The sequence below is a fragment of the Micromonospora sp. NPDC047793 genome, assembly GCF_040642635.1.
In the GTDB taxonomy this organism is placed as follows: domain Bacteria; phylum Actinomycetota; class Actinomycetes; order Mycobacteriales; family Micromonosporaceae; genus Micromonospora.
This window is the reverse complement of record NZ_JBEYSG010000001.1, coordinates 390326-416954: the sequence shown is the minus strand read 5'-3', so window position 1 is coordinate 416954 and position 26629 is coordinate 390326. Positions and strand designations below refer to the sequence as shown.

The window sequence follows — 26629 nt, the reverse complement described above, 5'->3', positions numbered from 1 at the left end:
CGAACGCGCCCTGAGGACATGACGGGGCGCACCCACGAGAGGGCACCCCCAAATCCACATGAGTGAGCCGATTCAAGACCTCACAGACGGCCAGGAACTGGCCCCGACCGCCCCGGTCCGACCGGAGGCACCGACCTTCGCCGAGCTCGGCGCGCGCGCCGAGACCGTCGACGCGCTGGCCGCGTCCGGCATCACCCGCGCCTTCGCCATCCAGGAGTACGCGCTGCCGATCGCCCTGCGCGGCGCCGACCTGATCGGGCAGGCGCCGACCGGCACCGGCAAGACCCTCGGCTTCGGCGTACCGCTGCTGGAGCGGGTCTTCGCACCGGGCGAGGGCAGTGACGGCGTGCCGCAGGCACTCGTCGTCGTGCCCACCCGTGAACTGGGCATCCAGGTCGCCAAGGACATCGCCGCCGCAGGCCGCACCCGGGGCGTCCGGGTACTCCCGATCTATGGCGGGGTCGCGTACGAGCCGCAGGTCGACGCGCTGCGCAAGGGCGTGGAGATCCTCGTCGGTACGCCGGGCCGCCTGCTCGACCTGGCCAAGCAGAAGCACCTGCGCCTGCACGGCGTACGCGCGCTGGTGCTGGACGAGGCCGACCGGATGCTCGACCTGGGCTTCCTCGACGACGTCGAGCGGATCCTGGCGATGCTCCCGGAGGAGCGGCAGACCATGCTGTTCTCCGCCACCATGCCGGACCCGATCGTGACGCTGTCCCGGCGGTTCCTGCGTCACCCGATCACGATCCACGCCGGGCACACCGCCGAGACCGGCCCGTCCCCGCAGACCGAGCAGCTGGTCTACCGCACCCACTCGATGAACAAGATCGAGATCGTGGCCCGGATCCTCCAGGCGGAGAGCCGTGGCCTGACGATGATCTTCACGCGGACCAAGCGGGCCGCCGACCGGGTGGCCGAGGACCTCGACTTCCGTGGCTTCGCGGTCGCGGCCGTGCACGGCGACCTCGGACAGGGCGCCCGTGAGCGGGCCCTCCGGGCCTTTCGCGCCGGCAAGATCGACACTCTGGTCGCCACCGACGTCGCGGCCCGGGGCATCGACGTCAGCGGCGTCACCCACGTCATCAACTACGACTGCCCCGAGGACCAGGACACCTACACCCACCGGATCGGCCGTACCGGCCGGGCCGGGGCGACCGGTGTGGCGGTGACCTTCGTCGACTGGGACGACATGCCCCGCTGGCGGATCATCGACAAGACGCTCGGGCTGGACATGCCCGAGCCGCAGGAGACCTACCACACCTCTCCGCACCTCTACACCGACCTGCACATCTCGACCGAGGTGACCGGCACGCTGCCGACCGCCGAGCGCACCCGCGCCGGATTGTCCGCCGAGGTCGAGGAGGACCTGGGCGGCGGTCGCGCCCGCCGTGGCGGCGAGCCGCGCGGCGCCGGACGTCGCCAGGGCCGTGGACGCGGCGAGGGCGGACGCGGCGACAGCGGCGGACGCAGCGAGGGCGGACGCGGTGAGAGCCGGGGTCGTGGCGAGGGCCGGGGCCGCGCCGAGAGCGGTCGTGGGCCGGGCGGCGACGCCGGGCCGGAGTCCGCCGAGGCCGGCGCAGAGCTGTCCGGCGAGGCCGGTGAGGGCACCCGCACGCCGCGCCGCCGTCGGCGCCGCCGCGCCGGCGAGGTCATCGCCGGTGTCGACTCGACCAACTCCGCCGAGACGGGTACCCCCGTCGAGGCCGCCACCGGCACCGAGGGCACCGCCGAGACGCCCCGCCCGCGCCGCCGTCGGCGCCGCCGGGCCACCGCCGGCAGCTCGGCCGAGGCCAGCACCGACTGATCCCGCTCCGTCCACCGGACGGAGCGGCACAGGAGACCATGCAACGGCATCGCGCCGACGACCAGCCCGGTCGTCGGCGCGATGCTGTCACCACCCGCCGCCTCGAACACACAGCACCGCCGCCCCGCCGATGTCGGCATGCCCCGGGCCGGCGGGGAAGATGGAGCGATGCCCGAACCGTTGGACTCCGCCCTGGCCGAGGTCCGCTCGATGCTGCTGGATCCCGCGCTCACCCGGGCCGTGGCCGCCGGTCGTCGGCGCGGCCAACGACCTTCCGTGGTCCGGGCCGAGCTGCGACCGGTCGCGCTCAAGGCCGGCCCGAGGTTGCAGATCTCGACGTCCGACGGCGACCGGCCGTACACCCGCAACGTGACCGCCGGGCCGGAGGCGGACGCGGCGGTCGAGGCGCTGCTGGCCGAGCCCTTCGGCAACTGGCACGTGGAGACCACCGGGGCCACGCTCCAACTGCGGGTCACCAAGTCGGGTGAGGCGCAGGTGCACCGCAGCTCCAGCGACCGCCCGGCCGCCGCTCCGGCCGGACACGACCGGGCCAAGGAGTACCTGCTCGACCCGGGCGACCCGCTCTTCGCCGAGATCGGCGGCTCGGCGGCCAAGCGTCGGCAGGTGGACGCGTTCCTGCGGGCGCTGGCGGCGACGCTGCCCGACGAGCCGGGTCCGCTGCGGGTGGTGGACCTGGGCTGCGGCAACGCGTACCTCAGCTTCGCCGCGTACCGCTATCTGTCCGGGCGCGGGTGGGACGTCGAGCTGGTCGGTGTCGACGTACGCGACGACCAGCGGCACCGCAACACCGCGCTGGCGCAGCGGCTGGGCTGGGCCGACCGGGTCCGCTTCGTGGCCGGCACCATCGCCGACGCGGTCGTCGAACCGGCACCGGACCTGGTGCTCGCCCTGCACGCCTGCGACACGGCCACCGACGAGGCGCTGGCCCGCGCGGTGCGCTGGGAAGCCCGGTGGGTGCTGGCCGCGCCCTGCTGCCACCACGACATCGCCGCGCAGCTCCGCGCCCGCCCGGCACCCGCGCCCTACGAGCTGCTGACCCGGCAGGGGATCCTCCGGGAGCGTTTCGCGGACGTGCTCACCGACGCGGTGCGGGCCGGTCTGTTGCGGCTGCACGGCTACCGGGCCGAGGTGGTCGAGTTCGTCGACTCGGCACACACCCCCCGCAACCTGCTGATCCGGGCACGACGCACCGGCGCCGCACCGACCGACGCCCACCGCGCGGAGTATCGCGAGCTGGTGACGCAGTGGCGGGTCTCACCACGACTGGAGACACTGCTCGCGCCGCTCGCCGAGAAGCGTTGACCCGACTCGACTCCGCCGTCACTGTCGTCTGGTCGATCAGTCAGTTGCGTCCGCAACTTCGCGTACTAGTCTCGAAGAACGCACCGTCGGGTGCCGGTCGGGAGGGCATACCCACCGGATGAGTTCGGCAGAGGTCTCGCCGCAGATGGCGTTCGCGCGCTTCGTGCGCCGCGCCATCGACGACGCCCGGGAGGAACGCGGATGGACGGTCACCGACCTGGCCGGGCACACCGGCGTCGGGCGCTCGACCGTCTTCCGCTGGTTGGCCGGTGACTGGCAGGACTACCCCGAGTTGGCCAAGGTTCGCGGCTTCTGCGCCGCGCTGGACCTGCCGGTGGCAGCGGCCTTCCGCGCGCTCGGCCTGCCCGACGCCGGCCCCGGGCCCTGGCGACGCGGCGACGAGGGCCCGGTCGAGGCCGACGTCCGGGTGATCCTGCAACGGCTGGCGGACCCGGCCGTGCCGGCCGAGGAGAAGCATCACATCCGCGACCTGCTGCGTTACCTCGCCCGCCGACCGATCCGCCGGGCCGGCTGAGCTAGCCGACGGTCACCGTGAACTCGGCGGTACGGACCTGCCCGCCGGTGGCGAAGTCCAGATAGAGGCGGTACCGCCCCGGCCCCGGCGCGGTCAGCCAGAACTGGATCGCACCGTCGACCAACTCCGTCTCGGGGTGCACGTGCAGGTACCCGAGGTCGCCCTCGCGCAACGCGACGAGATGCCCGTACGCGCCGAGGTACCGCTCCAGCGCCGGGACGGCGCCGTCCGCACCGGCGACCCGGAAACTCAACGGCACCGTCAGCCCGGGTTCGGGGCGGCCCTGGTATCCGACGGTCCACCCGTCGACCGTGTCGGTGGTGGCCGGGGCGGGCAGGTCCCGGGGCTGGTACGTGCCGGGCGCGACCAGGTCCACGCCGAGCGTGGTGGCGGTCTGCCGGCCGTCGTCGGCGAGCGCGGTGAAATCGGCGTACGCCCGCCACAGGCCGGGCTGCGCCAGGGTGAGCGGCACCGACCAGGTGCCGTCCGCCGCCATGGTCGGGTGCAGGTGCTGATAGCCGCTCAGGTCGCGACGCACCACGATGACGTGCATCGGCTTGTCGTGCACGACCGCGAACCGGGTGACCGCGCGGCGCTGCCCGTCCTCGACCCGGAACCGCAGCTCACCTTCGCGGCCGGCGGTGAACTCGGCCGACAGCGGGGCGAGCGTGTAGCCGTCCCGGCTGATCGCCAGCCCACCGGCTTCAGCGGCGGCCTCCTGGTCGGCGCCGTGCGAGTGCGCGCCGACGCCGGGTGCGTGACTGTGGTCGGCCAGCGCGCTGTCCCCCGCGCCGCCGAGTGCCGCTGCCGGACCACCGCCGTTGATCCGGCCGAGCCCGAAGCCGAGCAGCACTGCCAGCACCAACCCGCCGACCACCAGGGCCAGCCGCAGCGTGGCCCGGTCCGGCGTCGCGGGGACCGCGTCCGGGTCGCCGCCCGCCGCCGGCCGCTCGGCGACCCGCACCGACCCGAACGCGGGCGCGTCGGGTTCCTGGTCAGCCATGCGCCCACCGTACCGCCGGATGCTGCGGCGCCCCGGCGGGTACGCCCGGTCGTGGCTCCGGTCGCACCCGCGGACCGGTCCCGGTCTGGCGCGGCACGTGGGTGAGGGTGTCCGCCGGCCGTGTGCCGAGCGTCAGCCGGCGACGGCGAGGGCCAGCGGCAGGACGTCGGGGGCACCGGCGCGGCGCAGTTCCCGCGCCGCCATCGTCATCGTCCAGCCCGAGTCGACCAGGTCGTCGACGAGCAGGACCGGGCCGTCCAGCCCGGTGAGGGCGTCGGCGAGCGGCTCGGGCACGGTGAGGGCGCCGTGCAGGGTGCGTACCCGCTGGGCGCTGTTGCCACGCGGACCGGCCGGCGGACCGGCCGAGACGACCCGGCCCAGCAGCGGCAGCCGCCCGACGGCGGCGATCCGCTCGGCCAGCGACCCGACCAGCACCGGATGGGTCCGTGAGTCGACCGCGACCACGCCCGCCGGGCGGCGGGGCCACGGGTCGTCGCCGTGCGCCCACGCCTTGAGCACCTCGATGACGGCGGCAGCCAGGTCGTCCGGCAGCGGGCCGTCCGGCGTGCCCGGCCCGACCAGGCCGCGCAGCCGGCCACCCCAGCCGAGGTCGGAGAGCCGGCCCACGGCCCGTCCGGAAAGGGCCTGCTCCGTCGGGGCGATGCGGCCCTTCAGCGGTACGCCGACCGCCTCCAACCCGGTCGGCCAGAGCTTCTTGGGCGCGAGCGGCACGCCGGGGCGACCCAGGAACGTCTGCGCGGTGGTCAGCGCGGCCGGTGACACCTCCGCCGTGAACAGCGGCGCGGCGCACCGGTCACAGCGCCCACAGTCGGCCGCCTCCGCGTCGTCCAGACAGTCCCGCAGGTAGCGCATCCGGCAGTCGGTCGTCGCGGCGTACCCGAGCATGGCCTGTTGCTCGTCGGCGCGGGCGGCGGCGACGCGCCGCAACCGGGGCTCGTCGTAGACCCAGGTTTCGCCGGTGGCGAGCCACCCACCGCGCACCCGGCGGACGGCGCCGTCCACGTCGAGCACCTTGAGCATCAGTTCCAGCCGGGCCCGGCGCAGGTCGACCAGGGGCTCCAGGGCCTGGGTGGAGAGCGGCCGGTCGGTGTGCAGCGCGGCCAGCACGGCGCGGACCTGGTCCTCGGGCGGGAAGGCGAGCGACGCGAAGTACCGCCAGATGGCCTGGTCCTCGACACCGGGCAGCAGCAGCACCTCGGCATGCTCGACCGCGCGGCCGGCACGGCCGACCTGCTGGTAGTAGGCGATCGGCGACGGGGGCGCGCCCAGGTGCACCACGAAGCCGAGGTCCGGCTTGTCGAAGCCCATGCCGAGCGCGCTGGTGGCGACCAACGCCTTGATCTTGTTGTCGAGCAGGTCCTGCTCGGCGGCGCGGCGGTCGGCGTCCTCGGCCTGCCCGGTGTACGCGGCCACCGTCCAGCCCCGCGACCGCAGGAACTCGGCGGTCTCGGTCGCCGACGCCACGGTCAACGTATAGATGATGCCGGAGCCGGGCAGCCGGTCCAGGTGGTCGGCGAGCCAGCCGAGCCGGTGCGCCGGGCTCGGCAGGTCGAGTACGCCCAGCCGCAGCGACTCCCGGTCCAGGCTGCCGCGCAGCACGAGGACGTCCGGTCGCTGCCGCCCCGACGTGACCGCCTCGGTGCCGAGCTGCTCGGCCACGTCCCGCGTCACCCGCTCGTTGGCGGTGGCGGTGGTGGCCAGCACCGGCGTCTGCTCCGGCAGGTTGCCGAGGAAGGTCCGCAACCTCCGGTAGTCCGGCCGGAAGTCGTGCCCCCAGTCCGACACACAGTGCGCCTCGTCGACCACCAACAGGCCGGTGGTGGCGGCCAACCTCGGCAGTACGCCGTCCCGGAAGTCCGGATTGTTGAGCCGCTCCGGGCTGATCAGCAGCACGTCCACCGCACCGGCGTGGATCTCGCCGGTGATCTCGTCCCACTCGTCGAGGTTGGCCGAGTTGATGGTGCGCGCCCGGATACCGGCCCGGGCCGCCGACTCGACCTGGTTACGCATCAACGCCAGCAGCGGCGACACGATCACGGTGGGCCCGGCCGGCTCCCGGCCGTCCACCTCCTGCCGCAGCAGCGCGGTGGCCACGAAGTAGACCGCCGACTTGCCCCAACCGGTGCGCTGCACGCAGAGCACCCGCCGTCGGTCGACCACCAACGCCTCGATCGCCCGCCCCTGGTCCTCCCGGAGCCGGGCGTCCTCGCCCGCCAGCCGCCGCAGCACCGCCTCGGCCCGCTGCCGGATCGTCGTCCGTTCCTGGCTCATCCGGCCTTTCTACCAGCACCGTCGGACGACCGGCCCGTCACGGCGTGCGCTCAGCGGGCTCGGCGGGCTCGGCTGCCAGGCGGGCGGCGCGCTCGGCGGGCTCGGCTGCCAGGCGGGCGGCCGGGCGCCCTGCTGCGGTCGGTCCGGTGTTGTCCCCGGCGTCCTTTGCTCTGCTTCAACTGGCGCAACAGAATCCGGGCGTGTTCGGTGCGTGGGGTGAAGCAGAGCAAAGGGCGCACGGTGACATGACCGACGGCTGACGAGAGGCGCGGCGGGCCGGCGGTGATGTGGGGGTGGGTGTGGCCGTGCGACGTGGTGGCGGGACGCGGCAGCGGGGCGTCTGGCATACGATTCCGTTCGATCCGCGGAAGAGAGACGAGATGACTCAGCGAACCGGTACCACCGCCACGACCCGGCGCTTCGCGGTCGCGACGATCGCCCTGCTGGCCGCGACCCTGGTGGCCGGCTGCGACGACAAGGACGCCCCGGAGGCGGCCCCGCCACCGCCGGACCCCAAGCAGGAACTGCTGGACGCGGTACCCGGCGAGCAGGACCCGGCGTTCCGTTTCACCACCTCCGGCGACGTGTCCGGAGTGGTCGACCCGGCGAACCGGGGCATGGACATCGACACGGTCACCAAGGACAAGGACTTCACCCTGGAGATGTCCTTCCGGATGATCGAGTCACGCACCTGGATGAAGGTCAACTTCAAGGGCGACAAGAACATCCAGAAGCTGATGAAGCTGCCCACCACGTGGATGGAACTGGACCCGTCGAAGGTCGACGGGCCGGACTCCCTGCCCACCTACGAGGGCACCGACCCCGGCAACGCCGAGGTGATCATCCAGGCGGCCAGCGACGTCCAGGCCGGTGAGGGCGGGACGTACACCGGCACGGTCGACCTCTCCGCCCAGCCGGACCTGGCGGACGCCCTGGAGGGCGTGGCCAAGCTCAGCGACGCCATCACGCAGATCCCGCTCACCGCCGTGGTGGGGGCGGACGGCAACCTCACCTCGCTCACCCTGGCGATCCCGGCCGACGGGGAGCAGAAGGCGTCGGAGTACGTGGTCGAGTACTTCGACTTCGGCAGCGCCCCCGCGATCGTCGCGTTCACCGAGGACGAGGCAGAGAAGGCGCCCACGGCGGCATACGACCTGCTCAACGGCTGATCGGTCAGGGGCGGCACGGCGACGGGCCGCCCCTGCCGCCGTACCCTCCCGCCTGTCCCCGGCCAGGCGACGTCAGGTGCGGGACAGGTGACACGGCCCGTCGTGGTCGGCCAGCCGCAGACACCGGCCACCGTCGAGCGGCTGATCACAGAACACCCAGTGGCGGATGAACTGGGTTTCCTCCTCGGAGACCGTCGTACCCACCGCCTCGACGTTCGGGAAGAAGCCCAACCCGCCCCGCAGCCCCTCCATCACCCCGCGATCATGGAGTTGTGGTCGTGACGAAAGGGATATACATCCGCGATTCCCTCGCCACAACTCCATGATCGGCGCTAGGGGCGAGGGGCGAGGCGTGAGGACAGCGGCCACTGCCGCACGGTGGCCGGTGGCCGGTGGCTGGGGCGCCTGACGGTCGGTGGAGGCTCGGGATCTCGATTCCCGCACCCCGAACCGGGCGGAATCGGAAGATTGTCTGGTGCGCCGGTTCCTTCGTCACCCCGTGCGGCTGGTACCGGTCGGCTTCCTCGTGACGATCCTGCTCGGCGCCGGCCTGCTGATGCTGGAGCCGATGACCATCCAGCACCAGCACCCGCCGTTTCCGGTCGCGCTGTTCACCGCCACCTCGGCGGTCTCGGTCACCGGGCTGGCCATCACCGACACGCCGAACTACTGGTCCGAGACCGGACTGGTGGTGATCACGGTGCTGACCCAGGTCGGCGGACTCGGCATCCTGACGCTCGCCGCGCTGGTGGTCCTGACCGTGTCCCGGCGGCTCGGTCTGCACAACCGGATGCTGGTCCAGGCCGAGACCCTGGAGTACGGACTGGGTGACGTACGCCGGTTGCTGATGCGCATCGGGACCACGGTGCTGGTCTGCGAGGTGGTGATGACGGTCGTGCTCACCGCCCGGCTCTGGCTCGGCTACGAGTATCCCCTGCGGCGAGCGCTCTGGTCGGCGTCCTTCCACTCGATCCAGGCGTTCAACAACTCCGGCTTCTCGCTCTACTCCGACGGGCTGCTGGCCTTCGCCCGGGACCCCTGGGTGACCCTGCCGCTGGCTCTCGGTTCGATCGTCGGCGGGCTGGGGTTCCCGGCGCTGTTCGAGGCGGTCCGGGAGTGGCGGCGGCCGGTGCGCTGGGCGGTGGCCACCAAGCTGACCATCTGGGGCAGCGTCGTGCTGGTGGCCGTCGGGTTCGTGATCCTGCTGGCCAGCGAGTGGTCCAACCCGTGGACCATCGGCCAGTACGACGTTCCGGGCAAGGTGAACGCCGCGTTCACCCAGATCACGTTCTCCCGCACCGGCGGCTTCGAGGTGATGCCGATCGACCGGTTGCGGGAGGAGAGCTACCCGCTGCTGATCGCGTTGATGTTCATCGGCGGCGGCAGCGCCAGCACCGCCGGTGGCATCAAGGTGTCCACATTCTTCCTGCTCGCCTTCATCATGTGGGCGGAGATCCGGGGCGAGCCGGACGTCACGGTCGGGCACCGGCGCATCGCCACGTCGAGCCAGCGGCAGGCGTTGACCGTCACCCTGCTCAGCGTCGCGATGGTGGCCGCCGGCACCAGCGTGTTGATCCTGCTCACCGACGGGTTACCGCTCACCAGCACGCTGTTCGAGATCACCTCGGCGTTCAGCACCACCGGGCTCACGGTCGGGCTGACGTCGTCGTTGGAGGACGGGGGCGTGTTCCTGCTGACCGTCCTGATGTACATCGGCCGGGTGGGTCCGCTCACCCTCGGCTCGGCGATCGCCCTGAACACCCGTCGCCGTCTCTACCGCTACCCGGAGGAGCAACCCATTGTCGGCTAGAAGATCCGACGACGAGACCATCGCCGTGATCGGGCTGGGCCGTTTCGGCTGTCACCTGGCCGAGTCGCTCAGCGCCCTCGGGCACGACGTGCTGGCCATCGACCGCAACGCCCAGCAGGTGCAGAAGTGGTCGGCCCAGCTCGACGAGGTGGCCCAGGCCGACTCCACCGACGAGGACGCGCTGCGCCAGCTCGGCGTCGCCGACCTGCAACGCGTGGTGGTGGCCATCGGCGCCTCGGTGCAGGCCAGTGTGTTGACCGTGCTGGCTCTGGTCGAGCTCGGCGTACCGCAGATCTGGGCGCGGGCCACCTCCGCACAGCACGCGAAGATCCTCTCCTCGGTCGGCGCGCAGCACGTGATCTTCCCCGAGGCGGAGACCGGCGAGCGGCTGGCCCACCTGATCGTCAGCCGGATGCTCGACTTCGTGGAGTTCGACGACGCGTTCGCCATCGCCAAGCTCCGCGTACCGGAGTCGCTGGTGGGACAGGCGATCAGCGAGGTACGGCTGCTGGACCGCTACGGCGTACGCGTGATCGGTATCAAGCCGCCCGGGGAGAGCCGCTTCCGCTACGTCTCCGACGGGCTGGAACTGGTCCGGGACAGCACGCTCATCGTCGAGGGGACCATCGAGCACGTACAGCGGTTCTCCCTGGTCACCTGAGGTCGGTGTCACCCCTTGCCGGGCTTGCCCTTCTTCGGCTTGTCCTTGCCGGGTTGCTTGTCCTTGCCCGCCTTCTCCTTACCGGGCTTCTCCTTGCCGGGCTTGGTCTTCGTGCCGGCCGGCTTCTTCTCCGCCCCGCCCTTGGCCCTGGTGCCGCCGGAGCCGCCCGAACCGGCCTTCGACGTCGTGGTGGTGGCCTTCACCGGCTTACCGGCTGCCGGGGCGCTCCCGGCGACCCCGGAGACCTGCACCCCGCACCGCGCGTCGCCGACCCGGAACTCCACCGGCAGCGGGTTCGGTCCGGTGTACCGGCCGGTCAGGCTCATCTTCTCGGTGGCTCCCGGCGCCAACGTCGGCTTCCCCGACGCCGGTTGCACGGCGACCGATCGGCCCTGCTGGCGGGCCTGCGCCGGGCTCGCCTTGGTCACCTTCTGCTTCCCGGGGAAGGTGAAACTCATCGTCCAGTCGCGCAGTTCCCGCTCGCCGGAGTTGGTCAGGCTCAGCTCGGCGGTGAACTCGGTGCCCGAGTCCGTCCGCAACGCGTAGCTGACCTGGCAGGGGACCGTCTCCTCGACGCCCATCCGGGCCTGGGTGAGCTGATCGATGCCGCCACTGGCCGGGCTGCGCGAGGTCATCGTCCAGACCATCGCCGTGACGCCGATCAACGCGGTGGCGGCCACCGCCGCCTCGATCCGGCGGCGGCGGGTCGTGGCACGGCGGGTCCGCTGGCCGGCGAAGGGCAGCGCGTCGGTCGCGGCGGACCAGGGCAGAATCGTGGTGCCGACGCTGGCCAGCATCATCGGCGCGGGGACCCTTTCGTCCTCGGCCCGCGCGGTCACCTTGCCGACCGCCTCGGCGAGGCACCGGGCCAGTTCGGCGGTACGCGGCCGGTCCCCCGGGCACTTCGCCAGGCAGCGGTGCACCAGCGCGGCGACGCCGTCGGGCAGCCCCGGCACGTCCGGCATCGGCTCGGGTTCGCGGTACAGGTGCGCCCGCAGCATCTGCGTGGTGGTGTTCGCCTCCCAGGGCAGCCGCCCGGTGAGCATCCGGTAGAGCAGCAGGCCGACCGCGTACACGTCGGTGGCCGGGCTGACCTGGCCGTTGTCGAGCCGTTCCGGGGCGAGGTAGGCGGGGGTGCCGAGCAGTGTGCCGTCCGGCCCCTTCTCGCTCTCCCCGACCAGCGCCGAGATGCCGAAGTCGACGACCTTGACGCCGGTCGGGGTCAGCATCACGTTGCCGGGCGTGACGTCCCGGTGCACCACACCCCGGGCGTGCGCGGTGGCCAGTGCGGAGGCCACCTCCGCCGCCACCGTCACCGCCTCCCGCCACGGCAGCCGGGCGTCGCGGCGCAGTCGTGCGGTCAGCGGAGCGCCGTCGATGAGTTCCATCACCACGTACGGCACGGTCAGCCCGACCTGCTCGGACTCCCCGTAGTCGTACACGTTGGTGATGTTGGGGTGGCAGAGCCGGGCGGCGGCCTGTGCCTCGATCCGGATCCGGTGCCGGAACGCCCGGTCGCTGGCCAGCCGGGACGCGAGGACCTTGACCGCCACCTGGCGGCCGAGCACCTCGTCGTAGCCGCGCCAGACCACCGACATCCCGCCGGTGCCGACCTGCTCGATCAGTCGGTACCGCTCACCGACCAGTTGCGTGCCCCTGCGTTGGCCACCACCCATGGTCGGCGTTGTTGCCCGACACGAACCCGCCTACACCTTTCTGGTCGGATTCGGTCAGGATCTCACCCGATCAGGCGGTCGCGAGCAATTGGTCCACCGGCGCGTAGTCATCGGTCAACACCAGTGCGTCACCGACGAAATCAGTCAGGTCGCCGCCGGAGAGCAGGCTGACCGCCTCGTTGCGGTCGTCCAGCCGGGCCCGCACGGCGGCCAGCGGCAGCGGCGTGTCCGAGGCGACGATCAGGAAGTTGGCGCCCCGCTCCCCCGCCAGCGCCTCCGGCGGGGCGATCAGCGCGACGTGCCGGAACTCGGCGGAGACGGTGGCGACCTCGCTGCGGATGAAGCGCAGCGGCGGGTAGTCGATCACGTTCTGCACGTACACCCCGCCGGGCCGGACGACCCGCCGCACCTCAGCCGCCATCTCCCGGGTCGCCAGGTGCCACGGCACCACCAGGTGGCCGAACGCGTCGCCGACCACGAAGTCCCGCGTGTCGGTGCCCTCCGCGACCACCAGCATCCGGGCGTCGCCCACCTCGGCCCGCAGGTCCGGTCCCTGCCGTACGCCGAGGTGGCGCTCACCCAACTCGACCAGCCCGCCGTCGATCTCGAAGACCAGGTTGTCGGTGCCGGGCCGGGTGGCGGTCAGGTAACGCGGCACGGTGAACCCGCCGCCGCCCAGGTGCAACGCGTCGAGCCGCTGGCCCTCCGGCGCCATCACGTCCGCCACCGCCCCGATCCACCGGGTGTACGCGTACTCCAGGTGGGTCGGGTCGGCCAGGTCGACGTACGAGTGTTGGGCCGAGTTCAGCAGCAGCGTCCGCCCGGTGGACCGGCCGGGATCCGCCTCCACCCGGGCGCAGTGGTACGCCGTCTCCACGTCGCACGGGTCCGGCGCCACCACGGTCAGTCCCACCCCGACCAGCCCCAGCACCGCCAGCGCGGCCCTGGTCCGGGCCGGACCCGGCAGGCCGGCCCGGTCCTGCCGGTGCAGGTACACCCCGAGCGCGATCCCGGTGATGCCTAGCGAGGCGGCCAGCCCGAACAGGATGACCGTGCTCGGCAGCGCAGCGACCAGCACGAAGCCGGTGACCAGGGTGGCCGTCACCGCACCCAGGGTGCCGATGCCGGAGAGCCGGCCGACCACCTGACCGGTCCGGCGCAGGTCGGCGAGCTGAAGCTTGATCACCAGCGGGCTGACCGAGGAGAGCAGCATCGCGGGCGCGAAGACGGCGACCACCACGAGCAGCAGGATCGCGCTCTCCGCGCCGCCACGCAGCACCTCACCGGCGTACCGCACCGCCGGCAGGGTGATCGCGGTGGCGATGCCGGAGAGCACCAGCGCGGGCGCCAGCAGCGTACGCGGATTGCGCCGGTCGGCCAGCCAGCCGCCCGCCCACGCCCCGTACGCGATCGCGGCCAACGCGATGCCGATGACCGAGCTGGTCACCTGGAGAGTGACCCCCACGTACGGCCCGACGAGGCGCAACGCGGCGGTCTCCAGGACCAGGACGGCTCCGCTGGAGTAGAAGACCAGGAACGCGGCGAGCCCGTTGGGCAGTGCCCGGGGTGCCTCCGGTTCGGAGGGCACGGCGGGCACCGCCACCTCAGGCGATGGAGAGTTCATCGTGGCGATGGTACGCAGCGGGAAAGGGGCGCCGGGTCAGTACATCGAAGTGTGAACATGGTTCGTGTGATCCGCGGCCGGACTGCCACTGCCGCCGTACGCCCGCCAGCCGGTCCCCGGGTGCCAGATCTGTCGGTACCAGATCACGTAGAGCACACCGAGCCGGTCGGCGTTGCGGACGTGCCAGGCGGCCAGGCTGTCCCCGTACGACTTGTCGCCGCCGGTGGCCGTGCGGTCCTCGAACCCGTTCGTGGCGGCCGAGAAGTCGCAGGCCCGGCCCTTCGGGTGCTCACCCGAGCCGCCGCTGCGGTAACAGGAGACGTGCCGCTTGTAACCGGCCGCCTTGGTCTGGTTGAGCATGTGCAGCGTGCGCGCGGTGATGCAGCCGGAGGTCGTCGGGTCGTTCACCGAGCACGACTCACCGGGCCAGGAGCCGTCGGAGTTGCGCGGTGCCGGGCTGGCCGAGCTGGAGTTGCCGCCGCTGAAACCGCCACTGCCGCCCGAGCTGACGGCGGCCAGGGCCGTCTCGGCCTCCTTCTTCTTCTTCGCCATGACGGCGAGCTGCTTGCGCTGCTCGCGCACCTCGGCGTTGATCGCGAGCTTCGCCTGCCGGGCCTCCTCGCGGGCCGCGGTCAGCTCGCGCACCCGGCGACCGTCCCGCTGGGCCATCATGTCCAGGCTGGCGGCCCGCTGCACGAAGGCCTCCGGGGTGCCGCTGTCCAACAACGCGGCCGCCGCGCTCAGCCGGCCGACCCGGTAGGACTGCGCGGCCACCTCACCGACCAGATCGGTCAGCTCGCCGAGCCGGCCCTCCACGTCGGCCAACTGCGCGGCCATCTCCTTCTGCCGCTTCTCCGAGCCCTGAAGCTTCCGCTTGGCCTCGATGTGCGCCTTGGCGGTCGACTCCAGGGCGTCCCGCAGCTTCTTGCTGCCCCCCTCGTTGGGCTCGGCGTACGCCGGGACGGCCCCGAGGCCGAACAGCAGCGCCACCGCGGCGAGCAGGGCGATCAGCGGCCGGAGAGCCCGCCGCCCGATGGGCATGGACCTGCGCACGAAAGCATCCTTCCGTCGGCCGCCGGCCCCCGATGGGGCGCTGCGCGGCGTCGGCCGCCGCCGACGCCGGTCGGCGGCCTGCTGGCGAAGACCGCCGGTCAGGATACCGGACCGGACCCGCAGAACCACGCCCCCGAACCCGCACCGGCCGCACCGTCGACACACCGACACCACGCCCTCACCCAGCGCACTCGCATTCACGTCGGTCACGGCGTGCGAGCGGTCGTGGATCTCCCGATGCCAGCGGTCAGGGTGCCAGGAGCGTGTTGTGCACCTCGGTCCACACCTTGTCGCTGGCGGCCACCAGCAGACCCGGCTCGGTGTCGGCCGGGTGGTAGTCGGTGCCGTCGAGACGACGGGCCACCCCACCGGCCGCCCGGACCAGCAGCGTGCCGGGGCCGTGGTCCCAGGGCAGGGTGCGCCAGAACAGCACGAACTGCTGCCGCCCGGTGAGCACGTCGAGATACTCGCGGCCGGCGCAGTGCTGGCCGGGCAGCAACTCGCCGATCCGGGAACTGCCGGCCACGACCGTCCGCTGCGACGGCCCCGGCAGGAACTTGGTCATCGCGGCCCCCCGCAGCTCACCGACGGGTGGCGCGTCGGCGGGCAGGCGCAACGGCGCACCGTCGACGTACGCGCCCCCGCCGTCCTGCGCGGTGGCCAGCGTCCCGGCGACCGGATCGAGGATCCACGCGGCCGTCGGACGCCCCTCGGTGAGCAGGGAGACCATCAACGCGAACGGGGACTTGCCGGCCGCGAAGTTGGCGGTGCCGTCGATCGGGTCCACCAACCACACCTCGCCCGAGGAACCCAGGTGCCGCAGCAGGCCCGGATCGTCGGCCACCGCCTCCTCACCGACCACCACCGAATTGGGGCGTAGCCGACGCAGCCCGGCACTGATCATGTCCTCGGACCGGCGGTCGGCGACGGTGACCAGTTCACCGGGGGCCTTCTCGGTCACGTCGGCGTCGTCGAGGTGCCGGAAAAGCGGCAGCACCACCCGGTCGGCGGTCTCCCGCAGCAACCCGGCGACGTCGTCGACCAGGGTGTCAGCCACGCGGCGGCAGCTTCACCACGCTGACGAAGAACTCGTCGATCTGTCGGACCACCGCGATGAACCGCTCGAAGTCCACCGGCTTGGCGACGTACGCGTTGGCGTGCAACTGGTAGCTGCGCAGTATGTCCTCGTCGGCCTGCGAGGTGGTGAGCACCACGACCGGGATGCGGCGGAGCTGCTCGTCCTTCTTGATCTCCTCCAGCACCTCCCGGCCGTCCCGGCGCGGCAGGTTCAGGTCGAGCAGGATCAGGTCGGGCATCGGCGCGTCCGCGTACTCGCCCTCGCGGCGCAGGTAGGCCAGCGCCTCGGCGCCGTCGGAGACCACGCTCAGCCGGTTGCGCAGCTTGTGCTCCTCGAAGGCCTCCCGGGTCATCAGCACGTCGCCCGGGTCGTCCTCGACCAGCAGCACCTCGATCGGGCTGTTGCCGTCAGCCGGCGCGGTCATCTCACCGCCTCCTTCATGCCACCAGTTCCGTTGCCCGCCGCCCCGTCCGGGGCCTGCGGTCCGCCGTCGTCGGGCGACCCGCCGGTGCGCTGCGCGACGCCGGACGAGGGCCGCCCCGCACCCACCTCTTCGCCGACCGTACCGCCGTCACCTGGGGTTTCCGCACCCGATCCGGCTCCGTCACCGCGCGACGACCCCGCGTCGACGCCGGTGGCCCCGGCCGTCGACGGCCCGTCACCGGGCCGCTCCGCCGCGTCCGGCCCGGCGCCATCCGCGTCCGACGCCGCCTCGGCGGTCGATCCGTCCGCACCGGCGGTCTGCCTGGCGCGCTCGATGTCGGCGGGGAGCGCCGGCAGGGTGAAGCGGATCGCGGTGCCCTCCGGCACGTCGGTGTCCACCCAGACCCGGCCGCCGTGGTACTCCACGATCTTCTTGACGATCGCCAGCCCGATGCCGGTGCCCGGGTACGCATCCTTGGCATGCAGCCGCTGAAAAATCACGAAGATCTTCTCGGCGAACTCCGGCTCGATCCCGATGCCGTTGTCCTGGCAGGTGATCTCCCACTCGTCGTCGACCAGCCGGGCCGAGACGTGCACCTTCGGGGTGACGTCCGGCCGGCGGAACTTCACCGAGTTGCTGACCAGGTTCACCAGCAGATTGGTGAGCAGCGGCTCCTCGCCCCGGATCACCGGCAGGTCGCCCCAGGTCAGCTCCGCGTCGGCGTACTGGCGGGCCGGCTCGGTCTGCGCCGACACCTCGCCCATCAGGCGGTTCAGGTCCACCTCGGTGAACCCGGCGGTGATCCGGCCGATCCGGGAGAACGCCAGCAGGTCGTTGATCAGCCGCTGCATCCGCTGCGCGCCGTCCACGGCGAAGGCGATGTACTGGTCGGCCCGCTCGTCGAGGCGGCCGGCGTACCGGCGCTGGAGCAGCTGGCAGAAGCTGGCCACCTTGCGCAGCGGCTCCTGCAGGTCGTGCGAGGCGACGTAGGCGAACTGCTCCAGGTCACGGTTGGACCGGGTCAGCTCCTCCGCCTGCTTCTGCAACTGGGTGTTGACCCACTCGATCCGTTCCCGCGCCTCGCGTACCTCGGCCAGGTCCGCGGCGATCTTCTGGCGCATCGCGTCCACGTCCTCGCCGAGACGCTGGAACTCCGGGGGCCCGGCACCGGTGATCCGGTGCGAGTAGTCGCCGGTGGCCACCTGACGGACCTGCCCGGCCAGCGTGGTCAGCGGACGCAGCACCATCCGGTCCAACGAGAGCAGCAGCGCGATGCCGGCCAGCGCGACCACCAACGCGGCGACGATGAGCAGCACGACGAGCAGGTTGCCGGTCCGCTCGACGTCGCGGGCGGTCGCCTCCCGGGCGGTGAAGATCTCGTCCTGCAACGCGGCGACCGAAGCGCGCAACTCGTCGAACCGCTGACGGCTCTCGTCGGTCAACAGGGCCTGCCCCGCCGCCGTGCCGCTGCTGTTCGTGGTGTCGATCACCGGCTGGGCGACGGTGCGCCGCCACTCCTGTGCCTGCTGCTCGACCACCACGAGGTCGTCCACGATGGCCGGGTACTTGCCGGACAGCTCCCGGATCTCCCGGGCTGTCGCCTGCTCCCGCGCCAGTCCCTGCTCGTACGGGCCCAGGTCCTCCGGATCACCGGTGACCGCGTAACCGCGGACCCCGGTCTCCTGGTCGAGAAGCGCGTTGAGCATCTCCTGGCCCTGCACCCGCAGCGGTCCGACCTGCATCAGCAGCACGTCGGTGTACTCGCGGTTCTTGGTGGCCACGACCGCCTCCGCGCCCGCGACGCTGAGCAGGATCGCGCCGACCACGCCGAGCATCACCAGCACCCGGCGACGCAGCGTCCACGCACTCGCCACCAGGTTCATCGGCCGCCGCCCCGGGAGACCAGCAGCATCGCCACGTCGTCCGCGAACGGGCCACCGTTGAGCTGCTCGGCCCGACCGACCAGCCAGGCCGGCATCTCGGAGAGCGGGAGCTTGCGGCTGTCCGGCTCGGCGAGCAGGCGGGTGAGGCCGGGCACGTCGAGGCGTTCGTCACCATCGCCCACCCGGCCCTCGATCAGGCCGTCGGTGTACATCAACAGGGACCACTCATCGGTGTCGAACTCCAGGTCGAAGGCAGTCGGCCGGCGCGGCCGTACACCGAGCAACAGACCACCCGGTGCGGGTACGGGCACCACCCGCCCACCGGTGAGCATCACCGGCGGGGGATGACCCGCCAGCCGGACGGTCGCCCGGTTGGCCGCCAGGTCGAGGCGGACCGCCGCGACCGTGGCGAAGATCTCCTGGAGCCGGCGCTCGCTCATCAGCACCTGCTCCAACGCGGGCAGCACCTCGTCGTCGGGCACCCCGGCGAGGACCAGCGCCCGCCAGGCCACCCGGAGTTCGACGCCGAGCGCCGCCTCGTCCACCCCGTGCCCGCAGACGTCCCCGACGATCAGGTCGACCCGGTCCGGGCGGGTCTGCACCACGTCGTAGAAGTCCCCGCCGATCAGGGCGGCGTGCCGACCGGGGCGGTAGAACGTGTGCACCGCGATCTCGTCGGTCGACATCAGCGGCTGGGGCAGCAGGCCGCGCTCCAGACGCGCCGACTCGGCCTGGCGCAGCTCGACCTCGCGCAGCCGGCGGGCGTTCTCGTCGGCCCGCTTGCGTTCCACCGCGTACCGCAGCGCCCGGGTCAGCAGCACCCCGTCGACCTGGCCCTTGACCAGGTAGTCCTGTGCCCCCTCGGCGACCGCCACGATGCCCAGGTGCTCGTCCGAGCGCCCGGTGAGTACGCACACCGCCGCGCTGCCGGACATCTCCAGCACCTGCCGCAGCCCGTCCAGCCCCTGCGCATCGGGCAGCCCGAGGTCGAGCAGGACGCAGTCGACCCCGGCGACGCGTTTGCGGGCCTCGCGCAGGCTCGTCGCGACCAGCAGGTCGATTCCCGAGTTGGTCTCGGCGAGCAGCTCGCCCACGAGGAACGCGTCTGCCTCGTCGTCCTCGACCAGCAGCACCCGGAGTCGCTCACCGGGCGGCAGGTTGGGATTGCCGCCGAGACCGCCCTGCGGATACGGCCACGACACGACGGAGGGACCGGTCACACCGGTCCCCCGGTGCGGCCGGGTCACCGCCGCCACGGGCGGGAGGTCGTTGGCGATGTCGGGCTCCTTCCGAGTGCCCTGCTGATCCTGTATTAGACAACGTTCGCACACAACACGAGGGGGCGGCCCGGCCCGGCATGGAGGATGATGTCCACCCCCAGGTCCCACCCCCGAGGAGCCACCCGTGGGCGTTCCCCCCAGCCCCGCCGCCGACCGTGCCCTCTCCCGACCGGCCCGGCGACCCCTGGCCGCGCTCGCGGCACTCGTCGCGCTGGTCGCCGTCGGCACCACCGCGCTGCTCGACATCCGGCCCCCGGCACCCCGTCCGGCCGACGCGCCGGCCGGTGAGTTCAGCGCCGGGCGGGCGTACCCGCACGTGCAGCAGGTGGCGAGCCGGCCGCACGTCGCGGGCAGCCCGGCCAACGACGAGGTCCGCGCCCACCTGGAGACGGTGCTGCGCGGTCTCGGCCTACAGACCGAGGTGCAGGACACGGTCGCCGAGGAGGCCGGTCAGCTCAGCGGGGCGGCGGGCGGGGCCACGCTGGCCCGGGTACGCAACGTGGTGGCCCGGCTGCCCGGCACCGCCTCCACCGGCACGGTGTTCCTGGTCGCCCACTACGACGCGGTGCAGACCGGCCCGGGCGGCAACGACGACGGCGCCGGTGTCGCCACCATCCTGGAGGTGGCCCGGGCCCTGACCGACGGCCCCGCCCCGCGCAACGACATCGTGTTCGTGCTCACCGACGCCGAGGAGGCGTGCCTCTGCGGAGCCTCGGCCTTCGCCACCGAGCACCCGCTCGCCGCCGGCAAGGGAGTGGTGCTCAACCTGGAGGCGCGCGGGCGGACCGGGCCGGTGATCATGTTCGAGACGTCGCCCCGGAACGCCGCGCTGGTCGACGTCTTCGGTCGGGCCGCACCGCATCCGGTGGGCACCTCGTTCGCCGTGGAGGTCTACCGGGCGCTGCCCAACGACACCGACTTCACCGCCTTCCTCGACGCCGAGTTCGTCGGGCTGAACTCGGCGTACCTGGACGGCGGGGCGATCTATCACACCCCGCTGGACACCCCGGCCTCGATGGACCGGGCCAGCCTCCAGCACCACGGCGACAACACGTTGGGACTCGCCCGCGAGTTCGGCGCGATCGACCTCGGCGACCTGCGTGCCGGCCACGACGCCACCTACTTCCCGGTGCCGGGCGGGCTGGTCCGTTACCCCGGCACGCTGGTGCTGCCGCTGGCACTGCTGGCGCTGGCGGCCGTCGTCGCCCTCGGCTGGCTGGCCCGCCGCCGGGGTCGGGTCACCACCGGTCGGCTGGCCGCCGGCTTCGCCCTGGGGCTGGTGCCGATCGTGGTCGCGCCGGTCGGCGCACAACTGCTCTGGGTGGCGATCACCGCCCTGCGGCCCGGGTACGCCGAACTCCTCGACCCGTACCGTCCGACCCTCTACCGGCTGGCCGTGCTGGCGCTCGCCGCCACCGTCCTGTTCACCTGGTACGCGCTCACCCGTCGCCGGGTCGGTCCCGCCGCGCTGGCCGTCGGAGGGCTCGGCTGGCTGGCGCTGCTCGGCGTACTCCTCGCCGTGCTGGTGCCCGGCGGGGCGTACCTGGCGACGCTGCCGGCCCTGGCAGGCGCGCTCGCCGGCCTGGTCGCGGTCGCCACCCGTCGCGACGGCCCGGTGCCGGTGGTCGCCGTCACCCTCGGCGCGGCGGTGGCGGTGATCGTGCTGCTGCCCACCGTGGTGCTGCTCTTCCCGGCCCTCGGCATGGGGATGGGCGGCGTGGCCGCCCTCTTCGCCGTGCTGCTCGGCCTGGCCGCGCTCCCGGTCGTGGACCTGCTGCACCCGGAGGCCGGGGGCCAGCGCGGCATGGTGGCGCTGCGGGCGCGCCGACTCGGCGCCCTGCCGGCCGGGGCCGCCGCGCTGGTCACCGTCGTCCTCGCCGCCACCGGCTTCGCCGTCGACCGCTTCGACGCCGCGCACCCGGTGCCCACCCACCTGATGTACGCCCTGGACACCGACACCGCAACGGCCCGCTGGCTCAGTCACGAGTCGACCCCGCAACCCTGGACCGACGAGTACGTGGACGGGACGGTCCGGATCGCCGACGAGTTCCCCGGCATCGGCGCCGAGGAACTGCTCGCCGGCCCGGCGCAGGCGGCGGCCCTGCCCGCGCCCCGGCTGGAGGTGCTGGCCGACACCGGCACCGCCGACGAGCGCACCCTGCGGCTACGGCTCACCCCGCAGCGCCCGGTACGCCTGACCACCCTGCACGTCGACACCTCCACCGCGACGGTCCGCAGCGCCCAGGTGGCGGGGCGGCCGGTGCCGGTCGAGGTCCGCGACGGCCGGTGGGGTTTCGGGGTGGTCTTCCACGCCCCACCGCCGGAGGGCATCGAGATCACGCTGACCGTCGCGCCGAAGGCCCCGCAGGTCGCGTTCCGCGCGATGGACGCCAGCGACGGTCTGGACGCGGTACCCGGTTTCCGGCCCCGACCGCCGGACGTCGGTGTCGCCGGCTCGCACAGCTCCGAGATGCTCGCCGTGGCCCGCACCTATCCGCTGTGAGCGGGCTGCCCGGCCGGTGGGCCGGGCGCCCGCTGGCGCGGTCCCGCCGCCCGTGCTGCGGCGGGTCTGGCCTACTTCCAGCGGAAGTGCACGAAGAGTCGGCCGAAGTTCTTGGAGTCCTTCTCGACCCGGTGGTAGAGCTGCTTGACGTCCTTCTGGTCGAGGAAGCGCAGCACCCGCTTCTTGAGCTGACCGGAGCCCTTGCCCGGGATGATCTCCACGAGAGTGGCCTTCTTGGCCACCGCCTCGTCCATGATCCCGCGCAGTGCCCGGTCGATGTCGTGGCCCTTGTTGAAGATCTCGTGCAGGTCCAGCTTCAGCTTCATGCCCCGTCCACCGTCCGGTCGGCTCCCATGCGGCCATCGTAGGCACGTCGCCGGCAGGGCCCGGAGACGACGAGAGGGCGGCCCGGTCCGGGCCGCCCTCTCGTCGTCGTGTCGCGTACGCCGCCTCAGCGGCTACCGCCGACCCGGGTCTCGACCCGCCGCAGCGCGGTCGTGTAGTCGTCGTTGGCGGAGTGCATGGCCGCCGCGATGCGCAGGTGCCGCAGCGCGTCGGTGTACCGGTTCAGCCGCTCCAGCGTCCGGCCCAGCACGTGGTGGGCGTAGTGGTCGCTGGGGTTGCGGTCGATCAACTCCTGCAACTGCTCCTCGGCCCGCCGGAGCTGGGCCGACTGGAAGTACGCCCGGGCCAGCAACTGGCGGACGGCGGAGTTGTCGGGCTCGGCCTCGACGATCGGCTCGAGCAGCCGGGCCGCTCCGCTCGGGTCGCCCGACTCGAAGAACAGGGTCGCTCGCCGGTACTCAGCCAGAAGATCCATTCTGCCCACCCCCTAGTTCGCACCACTGCCCTGACGCTGGCACAACACCGGCGGGCGCGCGAGTGTTCCCGCGCGGCTTCGGCCGGGGGTGGGGCGGCTGCACGTGTTAGCAGGGGTCCCCTGCTATGCCGCAGGCGTTAGCAGGGGACCCCTGCTTACACCAGGTCCCAGGCGCGGACACCACCGACGATGCCGGCGCTGTTGGGCACCACCACCACGTCGTCGCCCATCCGGGCGAGTTGCTCGGGCCGGATCAGCCGGGAGTTGCCGCCGCCCAGATAGAGCCGGTCCCAGCGGAACACCGGGCGCAGCCCCTCCACCACCTGCCGGATCCGTCGGGACCAGAACGCGTCGCCCAACCGGCGGCGTTCCGGCTCGCCCACGTACGTGTCGTAGGTGGTGCCCCACCGCACCGGGGCGTGCGACAGCTCCAGGTGCGGGGCGAGCACACCACCGTCGAAGAGGGCGCTGCCCAGCCCGGTGCCGAGGGTCAGCACCAGCTCGCAGCCGGTGCCCGCGACCACCCCGGCACCGTGCACCTCGGCGTCGTTGAGCACCAGCGTGGGCAGCTCGAACGCGGCGGCGAGGGCGCTGCGGGCGTCGTACCCGGACCACTGGGCGTTCAGCCCCGGGTCGACCCGGCTGCGCGGGCCGGAGCGGGTCACGTAGTGCGGGGTGGTGACCACCACGCCGTGCCGGATCATGCCCGGCATGCCCACGGTCACCCGGTCGGCGGAGGGGAGCCGGTCGCCGAGTTCCCGCAGGGTCCGCACGAACAGCTCGGGCGGTAGCGGGTACGGGGTGGGCACCCGCATCGGTTGGGCCCGCATGGTGCCGGCGGCGTCCAGGACGGACGCCTTGATCCCGCCACCGCCGCAGTCGATCGCCAGAGTGGTCTGCACGACCGTGAGTCTGCCTCGTGTGCGGCGTCCGGGCATGGCGGGCCACGCCAACCACGCCGGCGGGTAGGCTCGGCTGCTTGTGAGCGCCACGTTGATCGCCAAGGACCTGGCCGCCGGGCACGGGGAGCGGACGCTGTTCACCGGGCTGGACCTGGTGGTCGCCCCCGGGGACGTGATCGGCCTGGTCGGGCCGAACGGGGCGGGCAAGTCGACGCTGCTGCGTACGCTCGCCGGGCTGTTGCCGGTGGAGGCCGGCAGTGTCGCGGTGAGTCCGCCCGGCGCGAGCGTCGGGCACCTGCCTCAGGAGCCGGACCGCCATCCCGGCGAGACGATCCGGGCGTTCCTGGCCCGGCGGACCGGGGTGGCCCGGGCGCAGGCCGCCCTCGACGCGGCCACCGAGGCGCTGACCACCGGCGCACCGGGCGCCGACGACGCGTACGCCACCGCGTTGGAGAGTTGGCTCGGCCTGGGCGGAGCCGACCTGGACGAGCGGGCCGAGGAGGTCGCTGCGGAGCTGGGTCTCGCCGTCGACCTCGACCACGAGATGACCGGGCTCTCCGGCGGACAGGCCGCCCGCGCCGGGCTCGCGTCGCTGCTGCTCAGTCGGTACGACGTCTTCCTGCTCGACGAGCCCACCAACGACCTGGACCTGGCCGGGTTGGAGCGCCTGGAGCAGTTCGTCACCGGGTTGCGGGCCGGCACGGTGCTGGTCAGCCACGACCGGGAGTTCCTGACCCGGACGGTGACCCGGGTGCTGGAGCTGGACCTGCATCAGCAGCAGGTCAACCACTTCGGTGGCGGCTACGCGGCGTACCTGGAGGAGCGGGAGGTGGCGCGCCGCCAGGCACGCGCCGAGTTCGAGGAGTACGCCGACACCAGGTCGTCGTTGGAGGCGCGGGCGCGCACGCAGCGATCCTGGATGGAGAAGGGTGTCCGCAACGCCCGGCGCAAGGCCACCGACAACGACAAGATCGGCCGCAAGTTCCGCTCCGAGGCGAGCGAGAAGCAGGCGGCGAAGGCCCGACAGACCGAACGGTTGATCGAGCGGCTGGACGTGGTCGAGGAGCCACGCAAGGAGTGGGAGCTGCGGATGGAGATCGCCGCCGCGCCCCGTGCCGGCGCCGTCGTGGCCACTCTCCGCGACGCGGTGGTACGCCGGGGCGACTTCACCCTCGGTCCGGTGCATCTGCAGATCGACTGGGCCGACCGGGTGGCGATCACCGGGGCGAACGGCTCCGGCAAGTCGACGCTGCTCGCCGCCCTGCTGGGCCGGCTGCCGCTGGACACCGGTCAGGCCGCGCTGGGCCCGGGTGTGGTGGTCGGCGAGGTGGACCAGGCACGCGGGTCGTTCCTCGGGGACGCGCCGCTGTTGGACGCCTTCCGGGTCGCCGTACCGGACCTGTCGCCGGCCGACGCGCGGACGCTGCTGGCCAAGTTCGGCCTGCGCGCCCAGCACGTGCTGCGCCCCGCCGCGACGCTCTCGCCGGGCGAGCGGACCCGGGCCGCGTTGGCGCTGTTGCAGGGGCGCGGGGTCAACCTGCTGGTGCTCGACGAGCCGACCAACCACCTGGACCTGCCGGCGATCGAGCAGTTGGAGTCGGCGCTGGCCGGCTACCCGGGCACGTTGCTGCTGGTGACGCACGACCGGCGGATGTTGGACGCGGTACGCGTGGACCGCCGTCTGCGGGTCGACGCCGGGCGGATCGCCGAGTCCTGATCCCGGCCCGCCACACCGGGCTGACCGGCCCCTTCCCGGCGCACCGGTCCGGCCGACGGCCCACCGGAGCGCCGCCTTCTGGGCTAAGTTGCCCATAACGGGCAGCGATCGGGGTATCGCGCCGGCCGGAGGTGGGCGAATGGTCGCGTTGGCACACACTCCGCCCTCGGCCGAGCGGCTGCGGGCGGTCGACGGGTTCCTCGCGGAGGCATGGGCGGAGCAGGCCCGCCACGACGAGAGACTGCGACCGCTGGCCGTGGAGGTCCGCTTCGACCGGGGCGTCGCCCACCTGACCGGCGAGGTCGACGAGCCGGCCCAGCTCCGCCTGGTACGCGAACAGGTCGGCCGACTCGCCGGGGTCTTCGGCGTCTGGTGCCGGGTACGTGTCGGCGGACGCGACCCGGTGGTGGTGGACCTCGGCTGCGGCGGCACCAAGCAGTGGCCGGGCAACCTCGGGCTGGACATCTATCCGGCGCCCGGCGTGGACGCGGTGGCCGATCTCTCCGGCTCGCTGCCGCTGGCCGCCGACTCGGTGGACGTCCTGTTCGCGGTGCACATCCTGGAGCACCTGATCGACTTCCTGCCACTGCTCGACGAGTGCCACCGGGTGCTGCGCCCCGGCGGCGTCCTGCACGTGATGAGCCCCTGGTGGGGGCATGTGAACGCGGTTGCCGACCCGACCCACGTCCGACTGTTGGACGTACAGACCATCAAGGGGGTCTGCGCGATGCGTCCACCGGGCACACCGCGCTGGCACCCGTTGCACGCCGGCACCGACGGCGCCTCGATCTTCGCCGACCTCACGCCGTTGGGCGTGGACGACGACGGCCCCTCCCCCGCCCACATGGCCCGCTTCTTCGACTGACCACCCACCGGTCCACCCGGCACTGAGCGGCGAATCGGGCCGACCGGCCCGCGAATGCCCCGGACGTCGTCGACGTCCGGGGCATTCGTCTGTTTCAGCACGGTCACCAATATTTCTCAGTGGCTACACCCGGATACCAGGACCTTGATCGAGACTGTTCGAACTCCGGGTACTCGCCGGTAACCACTGCCCCCACCGCACACCCCC

General features: G+C 72.8%; 22 protein-coding genes. 9 read left to right on the top strand and 13 right to left on the bottom strand.

All coding sequences use genetic code 11. The features are described from left to right. The first annotated feature begins 58 nt into the window (after positions 1–58). From ABZ738_RS01890 to ABZ738_RS01880, 3 genes are all read left to right on the top strand, one after another. Positions 59–1804 (top strand): DEAD/DEAH box helicase, encoded by a 1746-nt coding sequence (locus tag ABZ738_RS01890; RefSeq protein WP_357210343.1) that lies wholly within the window; start codon positions 59–61, stop codon positions 1802–1804. Positions 1805–1972: 168 nt separating this feature from the next. After that, complete coding sequence (locus ABZ738_RS01885) at positions 1973–3127, top strand: SAM-dependent methyltransferase (protein WP_131057478.1); 1155 nt, start codon at positions 1973–1975, stop codon at positions 3125–3127. A 118-nt stretch (positions 3128–3245) separates the two neighbouring features. Continuing rightward, entirely contained in the window at positions 3246–3662 is a 417-nt protein-coding gene (locus ABZ738_RS01880; RefSeq protein ID WP_176095270.1) for a helix-turn-helix domain-containing protein, read from the top strand. Position 3663: 1 nt separating this feature from the next. Here ABZ738_RS01880 and ABZ738_RS01875 read toward each other — a convergent pair whose 3' ends face one another. After that, positions 3664–4665, bottom strand: a complete 1002-nt coding sequence (locus ABZ738_RS01875; RefSeq protein ID WP_357210341.1) for a hypothetical protein — start codon at positions 4663–4665, stop codon at positions 3664–3666. Positions 4666–4797: 132 nt separating this feature from the next. Continuing rightward, complete coding sequence (locus ABZ738_RS01870) at positions 4798–6957, bottom strand: DEAD/DEAH box helicase (RefSeq protein WP_357210339.1); 2160 nt, start codon at positions 6955–6957, stop codon at positions 4798–4800. A gap of 380 nt (positions 6958–7337) precedes the next feature. Here ABZ738_RS01870 and ABZ738_RS01865 point away from each other — a divergent pair, with 380 nt between their 5' ends. Continuing rightward, positions 7338–8126 (top strand): hypothetical protein, encoded by a 789-nt coding sequence (locus tag ABZ738_RS01865; RefSeq protein ID WP_131054297.1) that lies wholly within the window; start codon positions 7338–7340, stop codon positions 8124–8126. A 72-nt stretch (positions 8127–8198) separates the two neighbouring features. Here ABZ738_RS01865 and ABZ738_RS01860 read toward each other — a convergent pair whose 3' ends face one another. Then, positions 8199–8381, bottom strand: a complete 183-nt coding sequence (locus ABZ738_RS01860; RefSeq protein ID WP_131054298.1) for a hypothetical protein — start codon at positions 8379–8381, stop codon at positions 8199–8201. Positions 8382–8601: 220 nt separating this feature from the next. Between ABZ738_RS01860 and ABZ738_RS01855 the strand changes: the two genes are divergently transcribed. Continuing rightward, positions 8602–9936 (top strand): potassium transporter TrkG, encoded by a 1335-nt coding sequence (locus tag ABZ738_RS01855; protein WP_131054299.1) that lies wholly within the window; start codon positions 8602–8604, stop codon positions 9934–9936. Next, positions 9926–10597 (top strand): TrkA family potassium uptake protein, encoded by a 672-nt coding sequence (locus ABZ738_RS01850; protein ID WP_131054300.1) that lies wholly within the window; start codon positions 9926–9928, stop codon positions 10595–10597. The genes ABZ738_RS01855 and ABZ738_RS01850 overlap by 11 nt, the downstream gene beginning before the upstream one ends. 8 nt (positions 10598–10605) lie before the next feature. Here ABZ738_RS01850 and ABZ738_RS01845 read toward each other — a convergent pair whose 3' ends face one another. From ABZ738_RS01845 to ABZ738_RS01815, 7 genes are all read right to left on the bottom strand, one after another. Then, positions 10606–12273 (bottom strand): serine/threonine-protein kinase, encoded by a 1668-nt coding sequence (locus ABZ738_RS01845; protein ID WP_131054301.1) that lies wholly within the window; start codon positions 12271–12273, stop codon positions 10606–10608. Between the two features lie 70 nt (positions 12274–12343). After that, positions 12344–13897 carry a fused MFS/spermidine synthase gene (locus ABZ738_RS01840; RefSeq protein ID WP_131054302.1) on the bottom strand — a complete coding sequence of 518 codons (1554 nt, stop codon included), beginning with the start codon at positions 13895–13897 and terminating at the stop codon, positions 12344–12346. Between the two features lie 36 nt (positions 13898–13933). Continuing rightward, on the bottom strand, positions 13934–14938 hold the full coding sequence (locus tag ABZ738_RS01835; RefSeq protein WP_131054303.1) for a hypothetical protein: 1005 nt from the start codon (positions 14936–14938) through the stop codon (positions 13934–13936). Between the two features lie 259 nt (positions 14939–15197). Beyond that, positions 15198–16007: an inositol monophosphatase family protein gene (locus ABZ738_RS01830; protein WP_357210333.1), complete on the bottom strand. Its 810-nt coding sequence runs from the start codon at positions 16005–16007 to the stop codon at positions 15198–15200. Beyond that, positions 16000–16452 carry a response regulator gene (locus tag ABZ738_RS01825; protein ID WP_131055476.1) on the bottom strand — a complete coding sequence of 151 codons (453 nt, stop codon included), beginning with the start codon at positions 16450–16452 and terminating at the stop codon, positions 16000–16002. Before ABZ738_RS01825 ends, ABZ738_RS01830 begins: the two co-directional genes overlap by 8 nt. Then, positions 16449–18335 carry an ATP-binding protein gene (locus tag ABZ738_RS01820; RefSeq protein WP_131055474.1) on the bottom strand — a complete coding sequence of 629 codons (1887 nt, stop codon included), beginning with the start codon at positions 18333–18335 and terminating at the stop codon, positions 16449–16451. Before ABZ738_RS01820 ends, ABZ738_RS01825 begins: the two co-directional genes overlap by 4 nt. Beyond that, positions 18332–19537: a fused response regulator/phosphatase gene (locus ABZ738_RS01815; protein ID WP_131055480.1), complete on the bottom strand. Its 1206-nt coding sequence runs from the start codon at positions 19535–19537 to the stop codon at positions 18332–18334. Before ABZ738_RS01815 ends, ABZ738_RS01820 begins: the two co-directional genes overlap by 4 nt. Before the next feature lie 202 nt (positions 19538–19739). Here ABZ738_RS01815 and ABZ738_RS01810 point away from each other — a divergent pair, with 202 nt between their 5' ends. Beyond that, a complete protein-coding gene (locus tag ABZ738_RS01810; RefSeq protein WP_357210329.1) occupies positions 19740–22118 on the top strand; it encodes a M28 family peptidase in 2379 nt (792 codons plus the stop codon). A 71-nt stretch (positions 22119–22189) separates the two neighbouring features. Here ABZ738_RS01810 and ABZ738_RS01805 read toward each other — a convergent pair whose 3' ends face one another. From ABZ738_RS01805 to ABZ738_RS01795, 3 genes are all read right to left on the bottom strand, one after another. Beyond that, a complete protein-coding gene (locus tag ABZ738_RS01805; protein WP_030329768.1) occupies positions 22190–22444 on the bottom strand; it encodes a Smr/MutS family protein in 255 nt (84 codons plus the stop codon). 125 nt (positions 22445–22569) lie between these two features. Beyond that, a complete protein-coding gene (locus ABZ738_RS01800) occupies positions 22570–22938 on the bottom strand; it encodes a tetratricopeptide repeat protein (RefSeq protein ID WP_117226333.1) in 369 nt (122 codons plus the stop codon). Positions 22939–23093: 155 nt separating this feature from the next. After that, entirely contained in the window at positions 23094–23840 is a 747-nt protein-coding gene (locus ABZ738_RS01795; protein WP_131051880.1) for an ROK family protein, read from the bottom strand. A gap of 79 nt (positions 23841–23919) precedes the next feature. On the opposite strand from ABZ738_RS01795, the gene ABZ738_RS01790 reads away from it, so the two are divergent. Next, on the top strand, positions 23920–25557 hold the full coding sequence (locus ABZ738_RS01790; RefSeq protein WP_131051879.1) for an ABC-F family ATP-binding cassette domain-containing protein: 1638 nt from the start codon (positions 23920–23922) through the stop codon (positions 25555–25557). A 139-nt stretch (positions 25558–25696) separates the two neighbouring features. Next, entirely contained in the window at positions 25697–26422 is a 726-nt protein-coding gene (locus tag ABZ738_RS01785; RefSeq protein WP_131051878.1) for a methyltransferase domain-containing protein, read from the top strand. Positions 26423–26629 lie beyond the last annotated feature (207 nt).